The sequence below is a fragment of the Microcoleus sp. A6-C6 genome, assembly GCF_036705955.1.
Lineage (GTDB): Bacteria > Cyanobacteriota > Cyanobacteriia > Cyanobacteriales > Microcoleaceae > Microcoleus.
Window position 1 is genome coordinate 1 of sequence record NZ_JAUBVR010000098.1, and the last position, 17,466, is coordinate 17,466.

At 45.5% G+C, this 17,466-nt stretch carries 15 protein-coding genes and 1 pseudogene; 8 read left to right on the forward strand and 8 right to left on the reverse strand.

The genetic code is table 11. The annotated features are described in order from the left end of the window. Positions 1-66: 66 nt before the first annotated feature. The 3 genes from QUB52_RS25870 to QUB52_RS25880 all read left to right on the forward strand — a co-directional run bounded on the left by QUB52_RS25870 (position 67) and on the right by QUB52_RS25880 (position 2,933). Positions 67-783 carry a CHAT domain-containing protein gene (locus QUB52_RS25870; protein ID WP_332975262.1) on the forward strand — a complete coding sequence of 239 codons (717 nt, stop codon included), beginning with the start codon at positions 67-69 and terminating at the stop codon, positions 781-783. Positions 784-1,021: 238 nt separating this feature from the next. Next, positions 1,022-1,396, forward strand: coding sequence for a hypothetical protein (locus QUB52_RS25875; protein WP_332975249.1), 375 nt, complete (start codon positions 1,022-1,024; stop codon positions 1,394-1,396). Continuing rightward, on the forward strand, positions 1,383-2,933 hold the full coding sequence (locus tag QUB52_RS25880) for a hypothetical protein (RefSeq protein WP_332975250.1): 1,551 nt from the start codon (positions 1,383-1,385) through the stop codon (positions 2,931-2,933). The genes QUB52_RS25875 and QUB52_RS25880 overlap by 14 nt, the downstream gene beginning before the upstream one ends. A gap of 46 nt (positions 2,934-2,979) precedes the next feature. On the opposite strand, the pseudogene QUB52_RS25885 reads toward QUB52_RS25880, so the two are convergent. Next, positions 2,980-3,206 (reverse strand): annotated as a pseudogene (locus QUB52_RS25885) (molybdenum cofactor biosynthesis protein MoeB); the annotation flags it as partial. A 230-nt stretch (positions 3,207-3,436) separates the two neighbouring features. On the opposite strand from QUB52_RS25885, the gene QUB52_RS25890 reads away from it, so the two are divergent. Beyond that, positions 3,437-3,727 (forward strand): hypothetical protein, encoded by a 291-nt coding sequence (locus QUB52_RS25890; protein WP_332975251.1) that lies wholly within the window; start codon positions 3,437-3,439, stop codon positions 3,725-3,727. 25 nt (positions 3,728-3,752) lie between these two features. Here QUB52_RS25890 and QUB52_RS25895 read toward each other — a convergent pair whose 3' ends face one another. Then, positions 3,753-4,853, reverse strand: coding sequence for a precorrin-8X methylmutase (locus tag QUB52_RS25895; RefSeq protein ID WP_332975252.1), 1,101 nt, complete (start codon positions 4,851-4,853; stop codon positions 3,753-3,755). Between the two features lie 421 nt (positions 4,854-5,274). On the opposite strand from QUB52_RS25895, the gene QUB52_RS25900 reads away from it, so the two are divergent. Continuing rightward, positions 5,275-7,188 (forward strand): heavy metal translocating P-type ATPase, encoded by a 1,914-nt coding sequence (locus QUB52_RS25900; protein ID WP_332975253.1) that lies wholly within the window; start codon positions 5,275-5,277, stop codon positions 7,186-7,188. A 317-nt stretch (positions 7,189-7,505) separates the two neighbouring features. Here the strand turns inward: QUB52_RS25900 and QUB52_RS25905 are convergent, their stop codons facing one another. Genes QUB52_RS25905 through QUB52_RS25915 form a run of 3 tightly spaced genes read right to left on the reverse strand, consistent with a single transcriptional unit; the run spans position 7,506 to position 11,417 of the window. After that, positions 7,506-7,916, reverse strand: a complete 411-nt coding sequence (locus QUB52_RS25905; RefSeq protein ID WP_332975254.1) for a HEPN domain-containing protein — start codon at positions 7,914-7,916, stop codon at positions 7,506-7,508. Next, positions 7,906-8,586: a hypothetical protein gene (locus tag QUB52_RS25910; protein ID WP_332975255.1), complete on the reverse strand. Its 681-nt coding sequence runs from the start codon at positions 8,584-8,586 to the stop codon at positions 7,906-7,908. The genes QUB52_RS25905 and QUB52_RS25910 overlap by 11 nt, the downstream gene beginning before the upstream one ends. 20 nt (positions 8,587-8,606) lie before the next feature. Beyond that, positions 8,607-11,417, reverse strand: coding sequence for a CHAT domain-containing protein (locus QUB52_RS25915; RefSeq protein WP_332975256.1), 2,811 nt, complete (start codon positions 11,415-11,417; stop codon positions 8,607-8,609). A 64-nt stretch (positions 11,418-11,481) separates the two neighbouring features. Between QUB52_RS25915 and QUB52_RS25920 the strand changes: the two genes are divergently transcribed. Together QUB52_RS25920 and QUB52_RS25925 are read left to right on the forward strand one after the other, a co-directional pair. Continuing rightward, positions 11,482-11,658 (forward strand): hypothetical protein, encoded by a 177-nt coding sequence (locus tag QUB52_RS25920; protein ID WP_332975257.1) that lies wholly within the window; start codon positions 11,482-11,484, stop codon positions 11,656-11,658. A gap of 341 nt (positions 11,659-11,999) precedes the next feature. Further along, positions 12,000-14,066 (forward strand): elongation factor G, encoded by a 2,067-nt coding sequence (locus QUB52_RS25925; protein WP_332975258.1) that lies wholly within the window; start codon positions 12,000-12,002, stop codon positions 14,064-14,066. 464 nt (positions 14,067-14,530) lie between these two features. Here QUB52_RS25925 and QUB52_RS25930 read toward each other — a convergent pair whose 3' ends face one another. From QUB52_RS25930 to petP, 3 genes are all read right to left on the reverse strand, one after another. Beyond that, a complete protein-coding gene (locus tag QUB52_RS25930; protein ID WP_332975259.1) occupies positions 14,531-15,247 on the reverse strand; it encodes a Uma2 family endonuclease in 717 nt (238 codons plus the stop codon). A gap of 154 nt (positions 15,248-15,401) precedes the next feature. Further along, on the reverse strand, positions 15,402-16,496 hold the full coding sequence (locus QUB52_RS25935; protein ID WP_332975260.1) for a Get3/ArsA fold putative tail anchor-mediating ATPase NosAFP: 1,095 nt from the start codon (positions 16,494-16,496) through the stop codon (positions 15,402-15,404). A gap of 230 nt (positions 16,497-16,726) precedes the next feature. Beyond that, positions 16,727-16,927: a cytochrome b6f subunit PetP gene (petP, locus tag QUB52_RS25940; protein WP_265236438.1), complete on the reverse strand. Its 201-nt coding sequence runs from the start codon at positions 16,925-16,927 to the stop codon at positions 16,727-16,729. Between the two features lie 53 nt (positions 16,928-16,980). Here petP and QUB52_RS25945 point away from each other — a divergent pair, with 53 nt between their 5' ends. Then, the gene (locus QUB52_RS25945; RefSeq protein ID WP_332976307.1) at positions 16,981-17,349 is read left to right on the forward strand and encodes a hypothetical protein; all 369 of its coding nucleotides are present in this window, start codon (positions 16,981-16,983) and stop codon (positions 17,347-17,349) included. The last annotated feature ends 117 nt before the right edge of the window (positions 17,350-17,466 follow it).

Sequence of the window (17,466 nt, forward strand, 5' to 3'; positions counted from 1 at the left end):
TGGCTTTTCGCTCATCTGACTACATTACCATATTTTTCGGCTCTCAATCAACTATTTTTTACCTGAATCCTTACCAAACAACAAGCCACAAAAATCGCCTTCAACGAAAACCTCAAAAACCTCTCTAATGCCAGCTACATCCACTTTTCCTGTCACGGAGTCTTCAACTTTGACTATCCGCTGCTGTCCCTTCTAGCCCTAGCCGATTGTTTAGAATCAACCTCAGAAATTAACCCCCCCCAACCCCCCCTTGCTAAGGGGGGGCTTCAAGAGGATAGGCCCGAATCGCCCGAAACTCCCCGCTATGTGACAATGCGAAGCGGGCGAAAAGCCATCCCGGAAAAATGCCTAACTTTGCGAGAAATCTTTGCCGATTTAGAGTTAAGTAATTGCAATCTCGTGACACTCTCCGCCTGCGAAACCGGGTTAACCAGTTCAACAGAAATGACTGATGAGTACATTGGTTTACCCAGCGGATTCTTGTATGCTGGGAGTCTGAGTGTTGTGAGCACGTTATGGTCTGTCGATGATTTTGCGACGGCGATTTTGATGATAAAATTTTATCAGGAATTGCTACCGAAAGTTTCAGTAGCCGTCGCTTTGAACGCCGCCCAAAACTGGATGCGCGCCGTCAGCAAGGAGGATTTTAGAGTTTGGGTTAAATCCTTAAATTTAGATAAAAAATTGGGGCAAAGTGTGGAACTGTGGTTAGCATTATCCCCAGAGGAACAGCCGTTTAGCCATCCCAAGTATTGGGCGGCATTTTGTGCTACTGGATATTAGGGGAAGACTTTTTGGGTATCTGCGATGGGTGGGGGCGGGTTTTCGATTTCTGCGATTTGATGATATAAATTTCGGCGAACCCGCCCCTACAAATCTTGGTGTTTTAGATGTATAATTGTATTACCAAATGCCGTAGGGGCGGGTTCACCAACAATCGAAGATTCCCACAAACAATTTACATAAACCCGCCCCCACCCAACCAACCAACCCTGACATTTTATTAACGGAGAATTGTTTTATGGAACCCGAAAAAGTTATCATTGTTTTCTTCAAATGGCTGCGCGAAAATCCGAATATTTTTATGCCGACAGCATGGCAAGATTTACCCAAACTAGAGACAGAAATAGCAGAATCAGCCGATGATGAATTATTTCCGATTGCGATGACTATCAGTAAGTGGTGCGCCAATCATGGATTGGGAGAAACTTTAAGAGAAGATGTAGCCAAAAATAAAAAAGATATCGACGATGGAGGCGAACCCACCCCAACTACAATGCAGCCGCTAACCAATATCACTCAAGTTTTGCGTCAAAGCATTGAAGATAGCTACAAAAAACTTCAAAAAGAACTCGATGCAGAGAATCAATCAAATACAGACAATGACTCAAAATAGTAAAATCTATGCCCCCAACGTCTATCTATTTGCCTATCACCTCTGCAAACCCCTAGAAACAGAGTCGATTTCCCCTGAAGAATTCGCCAAACTCTGGGAAAAGTGCAACGAGATATTGCAAACTAAATTAGCAGTGGGTAAAGCATTCAACGGTAGCTATTTACCCAAAAAAGATGAACCTGTCGGATGGCGAGTTGAACTAATTAATAAACAAGTTGTCGGCAATCGAAATTCTCTCGCTTTTGCTAAGAATATTTCCCATGACAACCAGGAAATAAATCTCAAAGGTTTTGCCCAACCGCTGCGGATTGATGACAGCTATGCCTTGGGTTTACAAATTCGCGTTCCCGAAAAAGTTGACGGCAATAAAACGCCCGCTGTCGATGTTAGCATCTTCAAGGAATTTAATCCCGATAACTGCTTGCTGCCGGATTTTGTGCAAAGCTATTTCGGTCAAACTCTGCTGATTACGGCTTGGCTGAGTGTAGAACAAAACCAGGCGGCGCGGGAAGATTCGCAGTTTCTGAAAAAATTAGCCCAACAGTGTTTAGAAAAATTCATTTCCGGTGACAATCTGCCGAGTTTTTACCGTCAAGGCGAGTTATTCGGCAGCCCGATTTTAGAATACGGCAACCCCAGTCGGCCAGATACTGAATGCCACATTATAGTCTGGTTTTTCAACAGTTCTGCAACTGATGAAATCTGGGATGAGACGCGGTACAGCGATTTTGTCGAGTTGTTTCTGTACCGGAATAAGATTATTCGCGCTTATCACGATACCCGCAAAACTTACTTGGTAACTCGCGAGGAATACAAACACATTGAACTTAATATCGACGCGACTTTTAAGTATTTGCAGCGAGATCAAGCTCAGCAGAGGCAATTGAAAGGTGCGGGTTTAAAACAAGAGGAACTAGAACATCTGGAACGTCAGACAATCGAGATGCCGCCCCGCGCTGTGAATTATGCGCGGTTGCTGATGGACTTGGAATTTCGGCAAAATACGATCGCAATTAATGCCAAAAATTACCAAGATAAATTAAATCAAATAAGTCTTGACTTAAAATCAAGCAAGAAGTACAATGAAAGTGATTGCGATTTAAGCTTTTTAGAATTATTCAGCAAAGAAAGTTGCCCGCAGTTTGAAGAACAAATCAAAGCCGACTTAGGCTACTTCAAACACGGCACAGGCTTGCTAGACAAAGCAATGGAAGCAATTCGAGGAGTTGTCGCCATTGAAGAAGCTTATCGGGATGCAAAATTAGAAGTCACGATTCAAGCTGTCGGGTTTGGTTTGGGAGTCGCCGGAGTAGTGGCTGGCAGTTCTCCTTATTTGATCAAACAAGACCCTCCGAATCAGGTGATTGCTTTGCCTTTCCTGAAGGTGGGAATCAATTCTTTTGCGTTGGTTTTGTTGATTAGTATCGGCGCGGGGGTTGTGGTTTGGTCTTTGGTTATGTTGGGGGCAAATTCTAAGAATCTATTAGGTAAGTTGAAGAATCTACTAGGTAAAAATAAGCAGTTACCGCCGGAATAATCAAGGTTACGGGCGGGGAAATCACCCGCCCAGAAAAAGATTGAGCTTAATATTGAGGGACAGACGAATCTACTTCTTGACTCCAAGCAGTAATCTCGCCTTTAACATTAATCTCCTCAATTCCCGCTTCCTTCAAAATGCCCAAGGCTTTCGGAGAACGCATTCCCATTTTGCAGCAATCAAGCGGTGCCTGTGCAATAATTCCTTGACTTTGGCAACACCTTCGTAGTGTTTAATATCCGGCAAATAAACCAAAACCGACCCAGGAATTTGCTGATGTATTTGGAATTTAGGTAGGCAAAATACGATCGCCATTCATGCCAAAACTTACCAAGATAAATCAAATAAGTCTTGACATCAAAGCTGGAAAGCGGTATAATTATATTGATTGTAATTTAAGCTTGATCAAATTATTAAGCAAAAAAACATCGCCATAGTTTCCAGCGCAAATCTAAGCAGACTTATGCCACTTCAAACACGGTGCCGGCCTGCTAGACAAAGCAATGGAAGCAATTCGAGCTATTGTGGCGATCGAAGAAGTCTACCGGGATGCGAAACTAGAGGTAAAAATTCAAGCTGTGGGCTTTGGCTTGGGCGTGGCGAAAGTGGTGGTTGGAAGTGATCCTTATTTAATCAAACAAGACTCGCCGATGAAATGCAGTACAGATGATCGGGAATTAAAACTATTCGGGGTTCACTGCAAATCATCACAGCAATCATTTCGCCGCAATAAATCTCAACTTCTTTTAGGGATTGAAACAAAATCGAGTAGGAAGCGGCAAAATACAAATTAAGCCGCAATTAATCTCCATCCCATCTTCACTTGAGATGACAGTGACAATTCGGCTTGGCAATCAAAGACTCAACCAAAGCATTCAATGCAACCGCCGCCAATAAGCCACCGCCAAAAGTCCCCACAGTCGTAATATAAGGAATGCCCGATCGCACTAACCGACGTTTCGCCACCGGAGAATGACTAAAACCGATCGGCATTCCAATCACCAAAGCCGGTTGCAGTTGCCCATTTGCGATCGCCTCACAAACCGCCATCAGCACAGATGGCGCATATCCTACTACCAATATACATCCTTTTTCCAATTTCAACAACTTTTCAAACCACTCACGCTCATGCCAGAATTCCTGTTCCGCTTCCGCCGCAGCATTGATGTGCGGATCGTCAATTAAAGTTGCAATACTTGTTCCTAAATGTGCCAATCTTGTGTTATCCAAAGCCGCAAACACAGGCGGCACGTCAGCCACAATTTGACATTTATTTTTCAAAGCTTCCCGCGCCGATTTAATCGCCGTTTCGCTCAACTTCACAAATGGCAGCAGCGAACAATCACCGCTGGCTAACACCAGTTTAGAAAGCAAGTCTACCTCAATTTCCGAGCGATCGGACAAATCCGGCAACAAATGCTGCAACGACTCCCCAAACGCCTCCGGGTGAGAGTGCGCCACCGCATCCCAACTATCCCAAACTTGTTCCAACTCTTCCAATCCCCCCTCATTTTCCGCCTGTAACAGCCTCATTTGCGCGAGTGCGCCCGCTTGCACCGCTTGACACGAAAGATCCCGTCCCAGCAATCCTTCCAGTGCTAAAGCCGTTTGTCGGAGGCGAACAATCTGTTGCGTGACAGACAAATATTGCTGTTGTAGCGCCCCCATCAGCGCGTCAGGGGAAGCATCCGCGTCAGTTTCCAAGAGTTTGCGGATGTGGGAAAGCTGAAAGCCTTGCTGTTTGAGTGCGACAATTTTTTGCAGTCTTTGTACGTCGCTGCGGGTGTAAAGTCTGTAGTTAGAAGTCGATCGCACGGCCGGAGAAAGTAGCCCCAAAGCGTGATAATGCCGCACCATCCGAGGCGTAATTGTGCCTTTTACCGCTTCAGTAAGTTGTTTAATTGTCAGGTATTGTTGCATTGGTTGAGAGAAGAAACTGGGTGATTAAGACTCGGCGGTTGGAAACCGCGTCTACACAGACGAAACCTGCCTTCGCAGGTTGAAAGAATCATGTATCCCAGTCCGCGGAGGCGGACTTTGTTTGTGTAGCCGCGGTTTCTAACCGCCGGGGCTTCCGTTTATTTGTGTGCCCGCAAACTCTACGGTTTCTAACCGCCGGGGCCTCCGTTTATTTGTGTGCCCGCAAACTCTACGGTTTCTAACCGCCGGGGCCTCCGTTTGTTTGTGTGCCCGCAAACTCTACGGTTTCTAACCGCCGGGGCCTCCGTTTGTTTGCATAGTTATTGATGAGTTTTGTAATTTATTTTGGTTTCACTCTTGACATTAACACTAATGTCAAGGTTTACGATGCAGGAGTCATTCTACCAAGTCAAATTTTCCCATGACTCCCAATTCCCTCCCCACCTCGCGCCTCTCGCGCCTCGCCGAAGAACACCCAGATGCTTTAACTGCCGCCCTGTGCGGAATTCTGGTAATTTTGGGTTCGATCGCCCTACAAGTCGGTTGGCTGGGCTTAGCGGTGTTAATATTGCCCGCTGCTTATGTGATCGGCGGCTATTCTAGCACCCGCGAAGGCTTAACTACGCTTTTTCAAGAACATGAATTAGATGTAGATTTGTTGATGATTGTTGCTGCTTTAGGTGCGGCTGGTTTGGGGCTGTGGCGGCAAGAATATCATTTAATTGTTGACGGTGCGGTGCTAATTTTAATTTTTGCAATTAGTGGCGCGCTGGAAGGTTATGCTATGCAGCGGACTGAACGCAGTATTCGCAGTTTGATGAGTTTGACGGCGGATAGTGCGCGGGTGATAATGTACGATGGGGAACGGTTGGTGGCGATCGACAAATTGGCAATTGGCGATCGGCTTTTAGTCAAGCCCGGAGAAATTATTCCCACAGATGCGATAATTATCGAAGGCTACAGCAATCTCAATCAAGCCTCGATTACAGGCGAATCGATGCCAGTCGAAAAAACCGCGGGCGATGAAGTTTATGCTGGCACAATTAACGGTGTCGGCGCGCTACAATTGGAAGTTCACAAAACTCCCGAAAGCAGTTTGATTCAGCGAGTGATTCGGCTGGTACAACAAGCACAAACAGAAGCGCCGCCTTCTCAGCAGTTTGTGGAAAAGTTCGAGCGCGGTTATGCTAAATTAATTGTCGGTTTAGGCTTGCTGCTGGCAATTTTGCCGCCCTTTGTTTTAGGCTGGAATTGGGAAGATACCATCTATCGGGCGCTGATTTTCCTAGTAGTCGCATCCCCCTGCGCGCTGATGGCTTCGATTATGCCGGCGCTGCTTTCGGGTATGGCTAACGGGGCGAAACAGGGGATTTTGTTTAAAAGCGGCGCGCAATTGGAGATAATTGGTAAAGTTCGGGCGATCGCCTTTGACAAAACCGGAACTCTCACCACGGGAAAACCTGAAGTTGTCAAAATTGTACCAGCAGCCGGATATACTGAAACAGAAGTTCTGCAATTGGCTGCATCCCTCGAAACTCATTCCGAACACGCGATCGCCCAAGCAATTGTCCAAGCCGCCCAGCAGCAAAAGTTACAATTGTCAAGCGCGATCGACGTACAAGCAAAAATCGGTCAAGGAATAGTCGGCAAAGTTGACAATCAAACGATTACCATTGGTAAAGCCGATTTTGTACAAGCAACTTCGGAGTTGACTCACATCAGCCATCAATTGCAAGCAGAGGGAAAAACAGTTGTTTGGGTAGCAAAGGGCGATGAACTTTTAGGAATCATTGCAGTAGCAGATACAGTCCGCCCCGAAGCAGCAGCCACAGTAAAACGCTTGCAAAATTTAGGCGTAGAACATATCATAATGCTGACAGGCGACAACGAGCAAACCGCTCAATATATCGCCCGCCAATTAGGAATCAATGAAGTGTACGCCGAACTTTTACCAGAAGACAAAGTGCACCTAATTAAAAAGCTGCAAACCCAGCATCAAACCGTCGCAATGGTAGGAGACGGCATCAATGATGCACCAGCCCTCGCCCAAGCTTCCGTCGGCATTGCGATGGGAATTTCCGGTAGCGATGTCGCTTTAGAAACTGCTGACATCGTATTAATGGCGGATAAATTAGAGCAACTAGGTAAAGCAATTAGTTTGGGCCGCCGCGCTCAAAATGTTGTGAAGCAAAACATTGTTTTTGCACTAAGCTGTATTATACTATTGTTGGCTGCTAATTTTTTAGGAAGTATCACAATGCCGATCGGCGTTATCGGCCATGAAGGGTCTACAGTTTTGGTAACATTGAGCGGTTTGCGACTGCTGAGACATTAATTAGATTGCTCGTTACCAGACGAATTTGTAGGGGCGGGTTCACCAACAATTCCCGATAAAAATCAACAATCTCATAAACCCGCCCTCCCCACAAACAATCAAAATGTACTTTTCCACCGACGAATTTGTAGGGGCGGGTTCACCAACAATTTATGATAAAAAGCAACAATCTCAAAAACCCGCCCTCCCCACAAACAATCAAAATGTACGATAAATTTATTGGTAAAATGTTCATGTAAATAATGGCGGGGATGGGGCGGGTTTATGAAATTGTTTGTGGGTTTCATAGATGGTTGGTGAACCCGCCCCTACTTTTATCACTCAGTTTCCCGATTTAATTCACTCAGAGATGCCATAATATTTTGAGCGATTTTCAAAGCAATTTTAACATCGCTTGATAATGTAAATACCCTATCTTCATAATCAGCCTTATTCCTGAACAGCCTTAATCTGCTTAAATTCTCCCCTATTTTGATCATTCTTTTAGCTTTTGATTTATGGAAAATGAATTCTTTAGCGACATATTGATGTTCATTAATATCAGAATTTTTGCGAGAAAGTCTAGAGTCTTGTTCAACATCCCGCAAGTAATTTCTAGCTAGGCAGAATACTGCATAGTATGCTCGACTTATTGCCGATCGCAATTTTGCCTCATTATTATCAGAATCGCCAGAGATTGCCGCCAATTCTTGCGCTAAATTCAAATATTCAGACCAATCAAATCTCATTTGACTCAAATTCCAAACTAATATGCAATTTACTATTGGCAACAGTAGTTATCTTATCCAGCCACCAAGTATCATCAAGAATCATCAATTTATCAAAAGCTTCATCGACTTCTAGTTGAGTATAGATCGTAATCCAGAGCGATCGCCAATTGGCAATTTCTGGATCGGTTTTCACTTCTAAGGCTAATCTTTCGCTAGGAAATAGTTCTCTAACTTTAGAATGAGCTTCTAAAATCAAAAGTGCGATCGCTTCTTGTTCGATAATGATTTTAAAACTTTCTACGGGGTTTTCAACGGCGTACAGGCTTTTGATTTGATTAAATGATGCAATTAAATTGTCAAAGGCTGTAGCTATTTCAGAGGGACTCTCCGCTTCTCCTTGTGGCTGAGGAAAGGAAGGGCTTAAGTTTCCAGCATCAGTGCTGTAAATGCTGTCACTTGTCGGCTGGTAGCGTTTATCTTTTGATTTTGCTTGGTACTGTTCTTTTAAGTCGAGGCGTTCTCTTGTATAAATTTCGTCGATAACAGTGTTTTGTTTGGCTAATTTTTCAAAAGCCAATATCGCAGAACTTATAATACTATCTTCCAACTCGCCAAGTTCAATAGATGAATCTAGTTGAGCTAAAGTAGCCCCGATCGCTTGTAGCCGAATAATATCTGTTGCTTTCATAATAGTCGATGGTTGGGAAGTTAGGGATTAACTTTACCAGTAATCGTGAAACCTGCCCAGTAATAGAGATCGGCATAAGGAGGTTCCTGAGACACCATTTTAGCATCATTTCTGCGGATTAGGTTAGCTTCGTCTCTCAAATCTTGACTGCAAGCGGAATTATCTTTCGTTATTTCAGACAATTCGAGATACCAGTCGGATAGTTCGCTGTAAGTAATAGTTCGGAGCCATTTTTGCGTTTCTTTGAGGGCTAGTGCCGGATGTAACTTATTTGGGCAACGCTGTTCGTTCATAATTTCATAGAATCGAATCATCATTAAGGCGGTAGAAATCTCATCAACTATCCAGAGAGTGCTGAGGGCATAAACAGCACCCGCCGCTAAAAAGCTGCTGGCTAAACCGACAAATTCATCTATCAGTTCTTCTTTTCCTGTTATCCCTGTTTCACAAGCGGAAAGGCAGACTAGATAATAGCTTTTTAAATCGAATTTGGCGATTTCTTGTGAAGTTAGGGGCTGTTTGTTTTTCAGGATTAACGCTGACTGGGACGGCTGTTTTGTGTTGTGGTAGGCGTGACCTGTAAAATGGAATATGTCAGCAGCTTGTTGCAGAGCTTCTTTAAGATTGTTTTTGGTAGCTTGTGAACTGGAGATGGTATTGCAGTTAAGGTGAAAATTCGCGATCGCGGGCGCTTCTATTTCAGCAAAAAGTAATGGATCGGGGCTTTCTACTAACAGCAGAGACATTGAAGGTGAGGGTTTTCTGTCTAGTCTGTCTATCCCAACTTGGATGCTGGGCAGATAGGTGATAGTGAAAAGATGATCGGAGAATAAAATGTGCAGCGGCAACAGGTGCAAGTCGCGGTGGGGAATTAAGATTAAGTGTTGGATATTGGTGAGGTGGGTGCAAATTTCGGGGATTTTGAGGATGTCAGCGAGTTTTTGCAATTGCGCTGTCATTGATTGCCGCCAGGAATGGGATTCTTTGTTTTGTTCTTTGCTAGTTTTGCTGTAATCTTGATAGTTGGTTTTCCAGTCTTTTAGCCATTTTTCTAAAGTCGGATTTTTGGAATTTGGGAATAAGTCGGTGACTGGTGTAGAGATTGTTTGAAAGTTGTCTGGGGTAACGATAAAAGCTATCAGGGAAACTGGGCTGATATGCCAGTAAATTATCGCTGTGGCGGTGTTGTTTGCCAGCAAGTCTCGGATTTGCAGATAAGTCGGGCTATCGGTGCGGTTGGGCGAACCTGGGCGCATCCATTGCAGGCAAAAGTTTTTCCTGGCTTCGGCTTTTTCTAGTGCATTTATCTTCTTGCCAAACTCGACGAGGGTATCGACTTCTAACTGGTAAAGTCCGGCAAATTTGCGCTGGAGTCGCAGCTTGTCTTCGGGGTGAGTTTGATTGTCTAAAAGTAAATTTTCTAAGACGGTAGTAGCTTCGGTAAGGTACTCGCTGGTTTTGGGATCTTCCAAGCTGCTGCAGACGGTAATTAAGCGTTGCATTACTTCTAAATAAGTTTCTGGAATCAGGGGCAATTTCAATAATTCGCGGGCTTGTTCGTAGCTGGCTTTGGCTTTGTGGAAAAATTCAAAATATGTGGCTGTTTCTTTGCCGTATTGGTAGTGTGCATCGCCTTTGTGGTCGTACAATTTGCCACAAGCGAGGCGATAGTCGCGGTTGCTGAGCTGATATTTCTCTAAGCCTTCATCCCAGTTTTGAATGGCTTCAATATAGCGGCCTGAGTTGAAAAATGCCCAACCTCGATTTGCCCAAGCCCTCCAGTATTGATTACCTGTAATTTCTAAGGCTTTCTCGTAGGCTGCGAGCGCCTCTCTGTTGCGCCCCAAACCTCTTAGGGCATTGCCCAGCCCGTTCCAGGCATTGTGGAATTTAGGGGAAATTTCTAAGGCTTTCTCGTAGGCTGCGAGCGCTTCACTGTTGCAGCCCAAATCATTTAATTTACTGCCCAGACCGCTCCAGGCAATGTGAAATTCGGGGTCAATTTCTAAGGCTTTCTCGTAGGCTGCGATCGCCTCACTGTAGTGGCCCAAATCTCCTAGGGCATTACCCAGTCCGTTCAAGGCAAAGTCAAATTTGGGGTTAATTTCTAAGGCTTGGTTGAAGGCTGCGATCGCCTCAATGTAGTGGCCCAAATCATTTAAGGCACTCCCTAGGTTGTTCCAGGCAAAGTCTATTTTGGGGTTAATTTTTAAAACTTGTTTGAAGGATGCGATCGCCCCTTCTAAATTTCCCGAATCAAGATGTTCTAGTCCTTGGTAAAATAATTCTATAGCCTCTTGACTGACTTCTTTTGCTGTAGATTTTGACTGCGAGATTGAATCGCGTTGATTAGCATCCGATGAATTATCTGTAGAATAAACACTCAAACCCTCTCCATCCAATAATCGAGTAACAATATTTTCACGTATCTCCGATCGCCCTTCCGCATCCTTCCGATTCAAACTCTCCCCAGCCAACAATTGCCTACCAATCTTCCCAGCAACCTCACTGATTCTCCCACAATTTGCCGCACCCAGCCGCACCATGCGCCTACCCAATTCTAAATTCGTTTCCGGGGATACCAGCAACCTTTCTCCAAATTCTTGCAGCCAATTTTCCCACTCAGCATCTTTGATATTGCTGGCGATTAAAAAGCCTTGAATTGTGCCGCGACTCCAGCCTTGTTCAACTCCCTCTAACAACTCCATGAATTTCTGTTCGTATTCCCCAAAAGAGCGAATCGGAGTTGGCCGTGGCGGTATTGGTGGTTTGGGTTGCGGGAAAATTTTCCGCCACAGGTTGAGGATTGTTTGCCAAATTTTTCGGATCATTGGCTGGGTTAATAGTTGACAGTTGACAGTTGACAGTTGACTGAGTTTATCTTGCCCTTCGACTATGCTCAAGGTGCGGCAGTTGACAGTTGATGTGTTGTTAAAAATTGTAGCAGATTTTGGCGGTGATATCAATTCCGGTAACGCTCCTTATGATAAAGAGGAGACGGCAGTGCCGTGTCCCTACAATATTATTGCCGGTAGGGACACGGCACTGCCGTCTCCTAATTTTGGCTGCTAATAATGTGGAAAAAACCCGGTTTCTGGCTACTTTTCTGGCTACTTGTGAGGCTAAGAAACCGGGTTTCTATGAAGATTTTCGGTTGAGTACGAGAAATCTAGGAAGAAACCGGGTTTCTGGGATTAGCATTTTCACAACTCAAATTAATTTACAAAACTACTTAATAGTTCATAGGAATTAATGATTGCCGGGATCTATTTAAGCTTAAACTAAGAGAAACTACAAATAAAAGTTTTTACGTTCAAAAGGGAAGAGATCGGAGAAACCGGCAAACACAAGTTTTTTTCCTGAATCATCATCTTCTCCTTCCCCTTCCCCTTCACTTTGTGTAGGAGGCTATTATGAACGAAAAAGTCATTGGGGCCACGCGAAACGTTGCAATTGTTGGCCCTTATTTAAGCGGAAAAACCGCACTGCTGGAAAGTTTGCTGTCGGTTACAGGCACAATTACTCGCAAAGGTAATGCTAAAGATGGTAATACAATAGGTGACGGTTCTGCTGAAGCGCGCGATCGCAAAATGAGCGTAGAAGTCAACAGCGCCACCGCCGAATACGAAAACGTCCGCTTCACATTTCTTGACTGTCCAGGCTCGATCGAATTTGCCCAAGAAACTTACAATGCACTTATCGGTGTCGATGCAGCCGTGATTGTTTGCGAACCGGTTGCCGATCGCACTTTAACCACCGCCCCGCTGTTTAAATTCCTCGACGATTGGGAAATTCCCCACCTAGTTTTCATCAATAAGATCGATCGCGCGTGCACAGACGAAATTACTTGCGGTAGCAACTTCACCGACGTACTCAACGCGCTCAAATCCGTTTCCAGCAGACCAATTGTACCTCACCAATACCCGATCGGCAAAAACGAACAAATCATCGGTTTCATCGACTTAGTAACCGAACAAGCTTACCACTATCACCCCGGCGCACCCGCAGATCCCGTCCCGCTTCCCGAACACCTCAAAGCACAAGAAAGCGCCGCGCGACAGGAAATGCTCGAAGAATTAGCCAATTTTGACGACCATTTACTCGAAGAATTGCTCGAAGAAATCAATCCCGATGCTGAAGAGATTACCCGCGATTTCAAGATGGAATTAGGCGCTGATTTAATAGTGCCCGTATTCATCGGTATCGCCGAACAAGATTTCGGGGTGCGGCCTCTGCTGGAAGCTTTACTCAGAGAAGCGCCGACACCGGAAACTACAGCAGAGCGGCGTGGCATTATACAAAGTGAAAACAAGGTTCTCGGTCAAATCCTCAAAACCTATTACACGCCTCAAGGAGGTAAGTTATCGTTAGTGAGAATGTGGCGCGGAACCCTCGCAGACGGAGCAGTTTTGAACGGGATTCGAGTTAACGGTTTGTACCGCTTGACTGGCCAACAAACCCAAAGTTTGCAGTCAGTCAGTGCGGGGGAAATTGTGGCTGTGGGCAGGCTGGAAGGCTTGAAAACAGGCGATGTGCTGGGTTCTGACGAATTGTTGCCAAAAGCCGAAATCATCTCCCCTGTGTACGCATTGGCGATCGTCCCTGAAAAGCGTAACGATGAAGTTAAGCTGAGTTCTGCCTTAGCTAAACTATTAGAAGAAGACCCATCTCTGGTCTGGGAACAGCACGGCGACACCCACGAAGTTATACTTTGGGGTCAAGGTGAAATCCACCTAAAAGTAGCTTTAGATAGGTTGCGCCGCAAGTACAATTTGCCGATGGTAACTCACTTACCGCAAGTACCTTACAAAGAAACCATTCGCAAACCCGCATCATCCATCCACGGGCGCTACAAACACCAAAGCGGCGGACATGGACAGTTTGGCGACGTGTACCTCGACATCGCACCGCAGCCTCGCGGAGAAGGTTTCACTTTCACCGACAAAATCGTCGGCGGAGTCGTTCCAAAACAGTATATTCCCGGCGTGGAAGTGGGAGTGCGGGAATATTTGGATCGCGGCCCCTTGGGTTTTCCGGTGGTAGATGTATCGGTGACTCTGACTAACGGTTCCTATCATTCTGTTGATAGTTCGGAACAAGCTTTTAAGCAGGCGGCGCGGTTGGCGATGCAGTCGGGAATGGAGAAGTGCGAATCAACTTTGCTGGAGCCGATCGCCAAAGTTGAAATTTGCGCTCCCAACGAGTGTACATCAAAGGTGTTGCAATTGGTCAGCGGACATCGCGGCCAAATTCTCGGCTACGAAGGTAAAGCAGACTGGAAGGGATGGGATGCTGTTTCGGTTTATTTGCCGATCGCCGAAATGCAGGATTTGATCGTAGAATTGCGATCGCAGACAATGGGTGTAGGATTTTTTAACTGGGAGTTCGATCGATTACAAGAAGTACCGGAACCTTTGGCTAAGCGGGTTTTGCTAACAACTGGCGGGAATGGGAATGGTAACGGTAACGATAAAAGATAGGACGGCGAATGGAATTCGCGTGTACAGATAAGACGGCGAATGGAATTCGCGTGTACAGATAAGACGGCGAATGGAATTCGCGTCTACAGATAAGACGGCGAATGGAATTCGCGTCTACACAAACAATGTCCGCCTCCGCGGACTGAAGAGAATAACGTAATTTTAACCGTCTTTTCTTCAACCCGCGGAGGCGGGTTTTGTTTGTGTAGACGCGGTTTCAACCGCCGTGTTCGATATTTTAACCGTCTTTTCTTCAACCCGCGGAGGCGGGTTTTGTTTGTGTAGACGCGGTTTCAACCGCCGTGTTCTTTAATTGTCTTTTCTTCAACCCGCGGAGGCGGGTTTTGTTTGTGTAGACGCGGTTTCAACCGCCGTGTTCGATTTGCCGTGTTCGATTCGTCGTGTTCGATTCGTCGTGTTCGATTCGTCGTGTTCGATTCGCCGTGTTCAATTCGCCCGGTCTCCTACAATTGATTTGGGTCGATTCCCATTTCTCGGAGTCGAGCTTCTAAAGCTTGCGATCGCGATCGTTCTTGCTCCAGCAAACTTTCTGCTTCCTGAATCCGTGATTCTGCTTGCTGTGCCCGCGTTTCTGCATCCTGTCGTAGTTGAGCGAGCTCCACAAAACTCACAAACGATTCTCCTGAAGGCCCGAACATTTCCAGTCCTGACTCAGACAATCCAAAGCGCACCCCCAGTCTGGGACTTGTCCAACCGTCCATTTGTTCGATCGCCTCTAACTCTTCCTCAACCCGCCGCCATCCCGTCAGTTCTAACGTTTGCGGGTCATACAAATAGTATTCTTCCACGCCGTGGCGTTCGTAAAATTTGAACTTTTGAATCATCGGAGTGAGGCGATTTCCCGGCGACCAAATTTCAAACACAACTTGCGGCGGAATATTATCTTCAAGCCACTGTTGGTAAGAACCTCGATAACCTTTTGGTCTACCCAAAACTACCATTGCATCCGGTGCTTGGGAAATTTTGTTATTTCCTTCCACTGGATACCACAGCAAGTTTCCGGCCACGAAAACATTAGCATCGTTAGCGAATAACAGTTCTAAGTTTTCCTTAATCCAGACGATTAATCTAAATTGTTCCGTATTGTCTGACATTGGTTCGCCGTTGTCGTCAGGGTAGATGATTTTTGATTTATCGGGAGATTGCAGTTGTGTAACCATTGCTGTTTCCCCAAATTGGCTAAGGATTTTATTTTATTATAAACGAACTGTTGGCGATCGCATTTCCCAAAATTTCTCAATATTTTTCCTAAAAATGTGGAACGGGCATCTTGCCCGTTCCCAAATTCACCTTAAATCCCGAACAACTTAACTGCTAAAAAGAAACAATTAAGTAACCATTCAGGAACTTAGCACCAGTCACGGACTTACCAGTTAGCTGCGGAGGCAGCAAAATATTACGCCGCTGATCGCCCGCTTCGATAGTCACTTCCGGCCCGGATTGAATCAATTTAATTTCTTTCTTGTCAAACCCAGGCAAAAACAAACTAACTTGACGCTGTGCAATGTTTATGTTAATTGGTTTAGGAGCTTTTCCCGCTTCAGAAAAATCTGGCAAAGCATCAATTAACGGCTGCCAATTATTGTCGCTGTGCGCCGGCACCGCAACTGCTGTCAAAGGATCGAAATCCGCAGCAACAGCTTCTGTAATCGGTGATTGATTCACAATTACACCACCGACAGTCAAACCAATTTGTTGAGAACTTCCCCACAAATAGCGCGCAGTGGCGATCGCACTTGAATCCCCAGTCGTCACCAAATAAGCCGCCGTGCGGTTTGGATCGGCCAGTGCTTCCTTACCCTTATCCAACAGATTATCTACTTGCTTAGTAGATTGAAAAGCATTATCTCCCGACAAATCCACCGTCAACACGGTACTGACAACCGGTTGAATAAAAGGCGAAAGCGCTTTACCCAAATCCGAATCTACCAAAGCTTGGCGGAAGCGGCGGATATACCAACTCAGAATTTCCGGCATTCCCAGCATCCGCAGCGTATCCATACCGCCTGTGCCGTCATAAACGATCACATCGTATTGTTTGCTGTCGTCATATTCCCGAAGTTCATTCAACGCCAGGGCGCTGTCCATCCCCGGTAACACTCCCAATTCTTGCCCGTAAATCTGCTTGAAAAAAGGAGTACGCACATATTGCGCTTCTAGTTGTTTAACTTCGTCCCACCTGCGTTCTAGCAGGGGCGCGCTGTTCACCTGTACCGCTTTCAGGTTGGGGGCGATTTCCTGCGGGCTGAGAGTCAGGGGAACTCCTAGCAGAATACCCAATGCAGGGCCCGGATCTTGGCCGAGTAGCAGAACTCGCTTGCCTTGAGCCGCATATTTTTTAGCTGTTGCGATCGCGATCGTACTGCGGCCAGTGCCGCCTTTGCCCAAAAATGTCAAAATCAAAGCCATTTTCTGTTCTCACTGCCAAAGCTTACTCTTTAACATTTAAGCGCAACGGCCATCGAGATTGGGGGAGTGGGAAAGGGGGAGAGGGGGAGAAAGGGAGAAGGGGAGATGGGGAGATGGGGAGATGGGGAGATGGGGAGAATGGGAGAGTGGGAAAAATCTTCCTTCTTCCTCCTTCCTTCTTCCCTCTTCCTTCTTCCTTCTTCCTTCTTCCTTCTTCCTTCTTCCTTCTGTTAAACGGCTTCTAGCTCATCTTCAAAGAACCAAGTCGCAAAACCGTCAAACTTGACAACCACGCCTACTCCGCTACCGTCAACCATTCTGAATCCGTCCACAGTGCCTACTGGATTCTTCTTTATCATCCCCACCATATTTGCAGGTATCCGATCTCTGAGACGGCGCACCTTAACTTTTTGACCTACTTCTATTGCCACTGAAATTGTTCTCCTGCTCTACAAAACCTATATACAAGCGTCCATTTTACAGTTTGGCGGTCTCGATCGAGCAGCAACACCACCAAGCCCGATCGCCCGCCATGATTTTCCCTCGAAATTTCGACCAACTTTCCCTAAAAAACGGTATTCTAGTCGGAGTTGGTCGATCGTCTACCATGATTCGCTTGGGTTTGCTTCATCAGGTTCCACAGCGGCAAGCTCCACTGGCAGAGGCTGTTCACCACTTAGATAATTATTTTTTATTGATTCGCAAAAAGAATCTTTTTATTAATTGCCACAACTACAGGATTTATACCCAATTAGTCATCCTTCAGGCAGAAGCCAAAAAGCATTCAAAAGCAGTAATTAATTTTATGTTTGCTATATATAAATCTGCCCTTTCTGACGTTGACAACGGCTAATTTTCATGATGTAAAGGACTTTGAGTCTGGTTGGCCAAATGTAAGGATTCAGGTAAAAAATAGTTGATTGAGAGCCGAAAAATATGGTAATGTAGTCAGATGAGCGAAAAGCCAGAG

Excerpts from the sequence above, each read along its gene's own strand:
- QUB52_RS25875 (WP_332975249.1), top strand. The coding sequence starts at position 1,022 with ATGGAACCCGAAAAAGTTATCATTGTTTTCTTCAAATGGCTGCGCGAA.
- QUB52_RS25880 (WP_332975250.1), top strand. The coding sequence starts at position 1,383 with ATGACTCAAAATAGTAAAATCTATGCCCCCAACGTCTATCTATTTGCC.
- QUB52_RS25890 (WP_332975251.1), top strand. The coding sequence starts at position 3,437 with ATGGAAGCAATTCGAGCTATTGTGGCGATCGAAGAAGTCTACCGGGAT.
- QUB52_RS25895 (WP_332975252.1), bottom strand. The coding sequence starts at position 4,853 with ATGCAACAATACCTGACAATTAAACAACTTACTGAAGCGGTAAAAGGC.
- QUB52_RS25900 (WP_332975253.1), top strand. The coding sequence starts at position 5,275 with ATGACTCCCAATTCCCTCCCCACCTCGCGCCTCTCGCGCCTCGCCGAA.
- QUB52_RS25905 (WP_332975254.1), bottom strand. The coding sequence starts at position 7,916 with ATGAGATTTGATTGGTCTGAATATTTGAATTTAGCGCAAGAATTGGCG.
- QUB52_RS25910 (WP_332975255.1), bottom strand. The coding sequence starts at position 8,586 with ATGAAAGCAACAGATATTATTCGGCTACAAGCGATCGGGGCTACTTTA.
- QUB52_RS25915 (WP_332975256.1), bottom strand. The coding sequence starts at position 11,417 with ATGATCCGAAAAATTTGGCAAACAATCCTCAACCTGTGGCGGAAAATT.
- QUB52_RS25920 (WP_332975257.1), top strand. The coding sequence starts at position 11,482 with ATGCTCAAGGTGCGGCAGTTGACAGTTGATGTGTTGTTAAAAATTGTA.
- QUB52_RS25925 (WP_332975258.1), top strand. The coding sequence starts at position 12,000 with ATGAACGAAAAAGTCATTGGGGCCACGCGAAACGTTGCAATTGTTGGC.
- QUB52_RS25930 (WP_332975259.1), bottom strand. The coding sequence starts at position 15,247 with ATGGTTACACAACTGCAATCTCCCGATAAATCAAAAATCATCTACCCT.
- QUB52_RS25935 (WP_332975260.1), bottom strand. The coding sequence starts at position 16,496 with ATGGCTTTGATTTTGACATTTTTGGGCAAAGGCGGCACTGGCCGCAGT.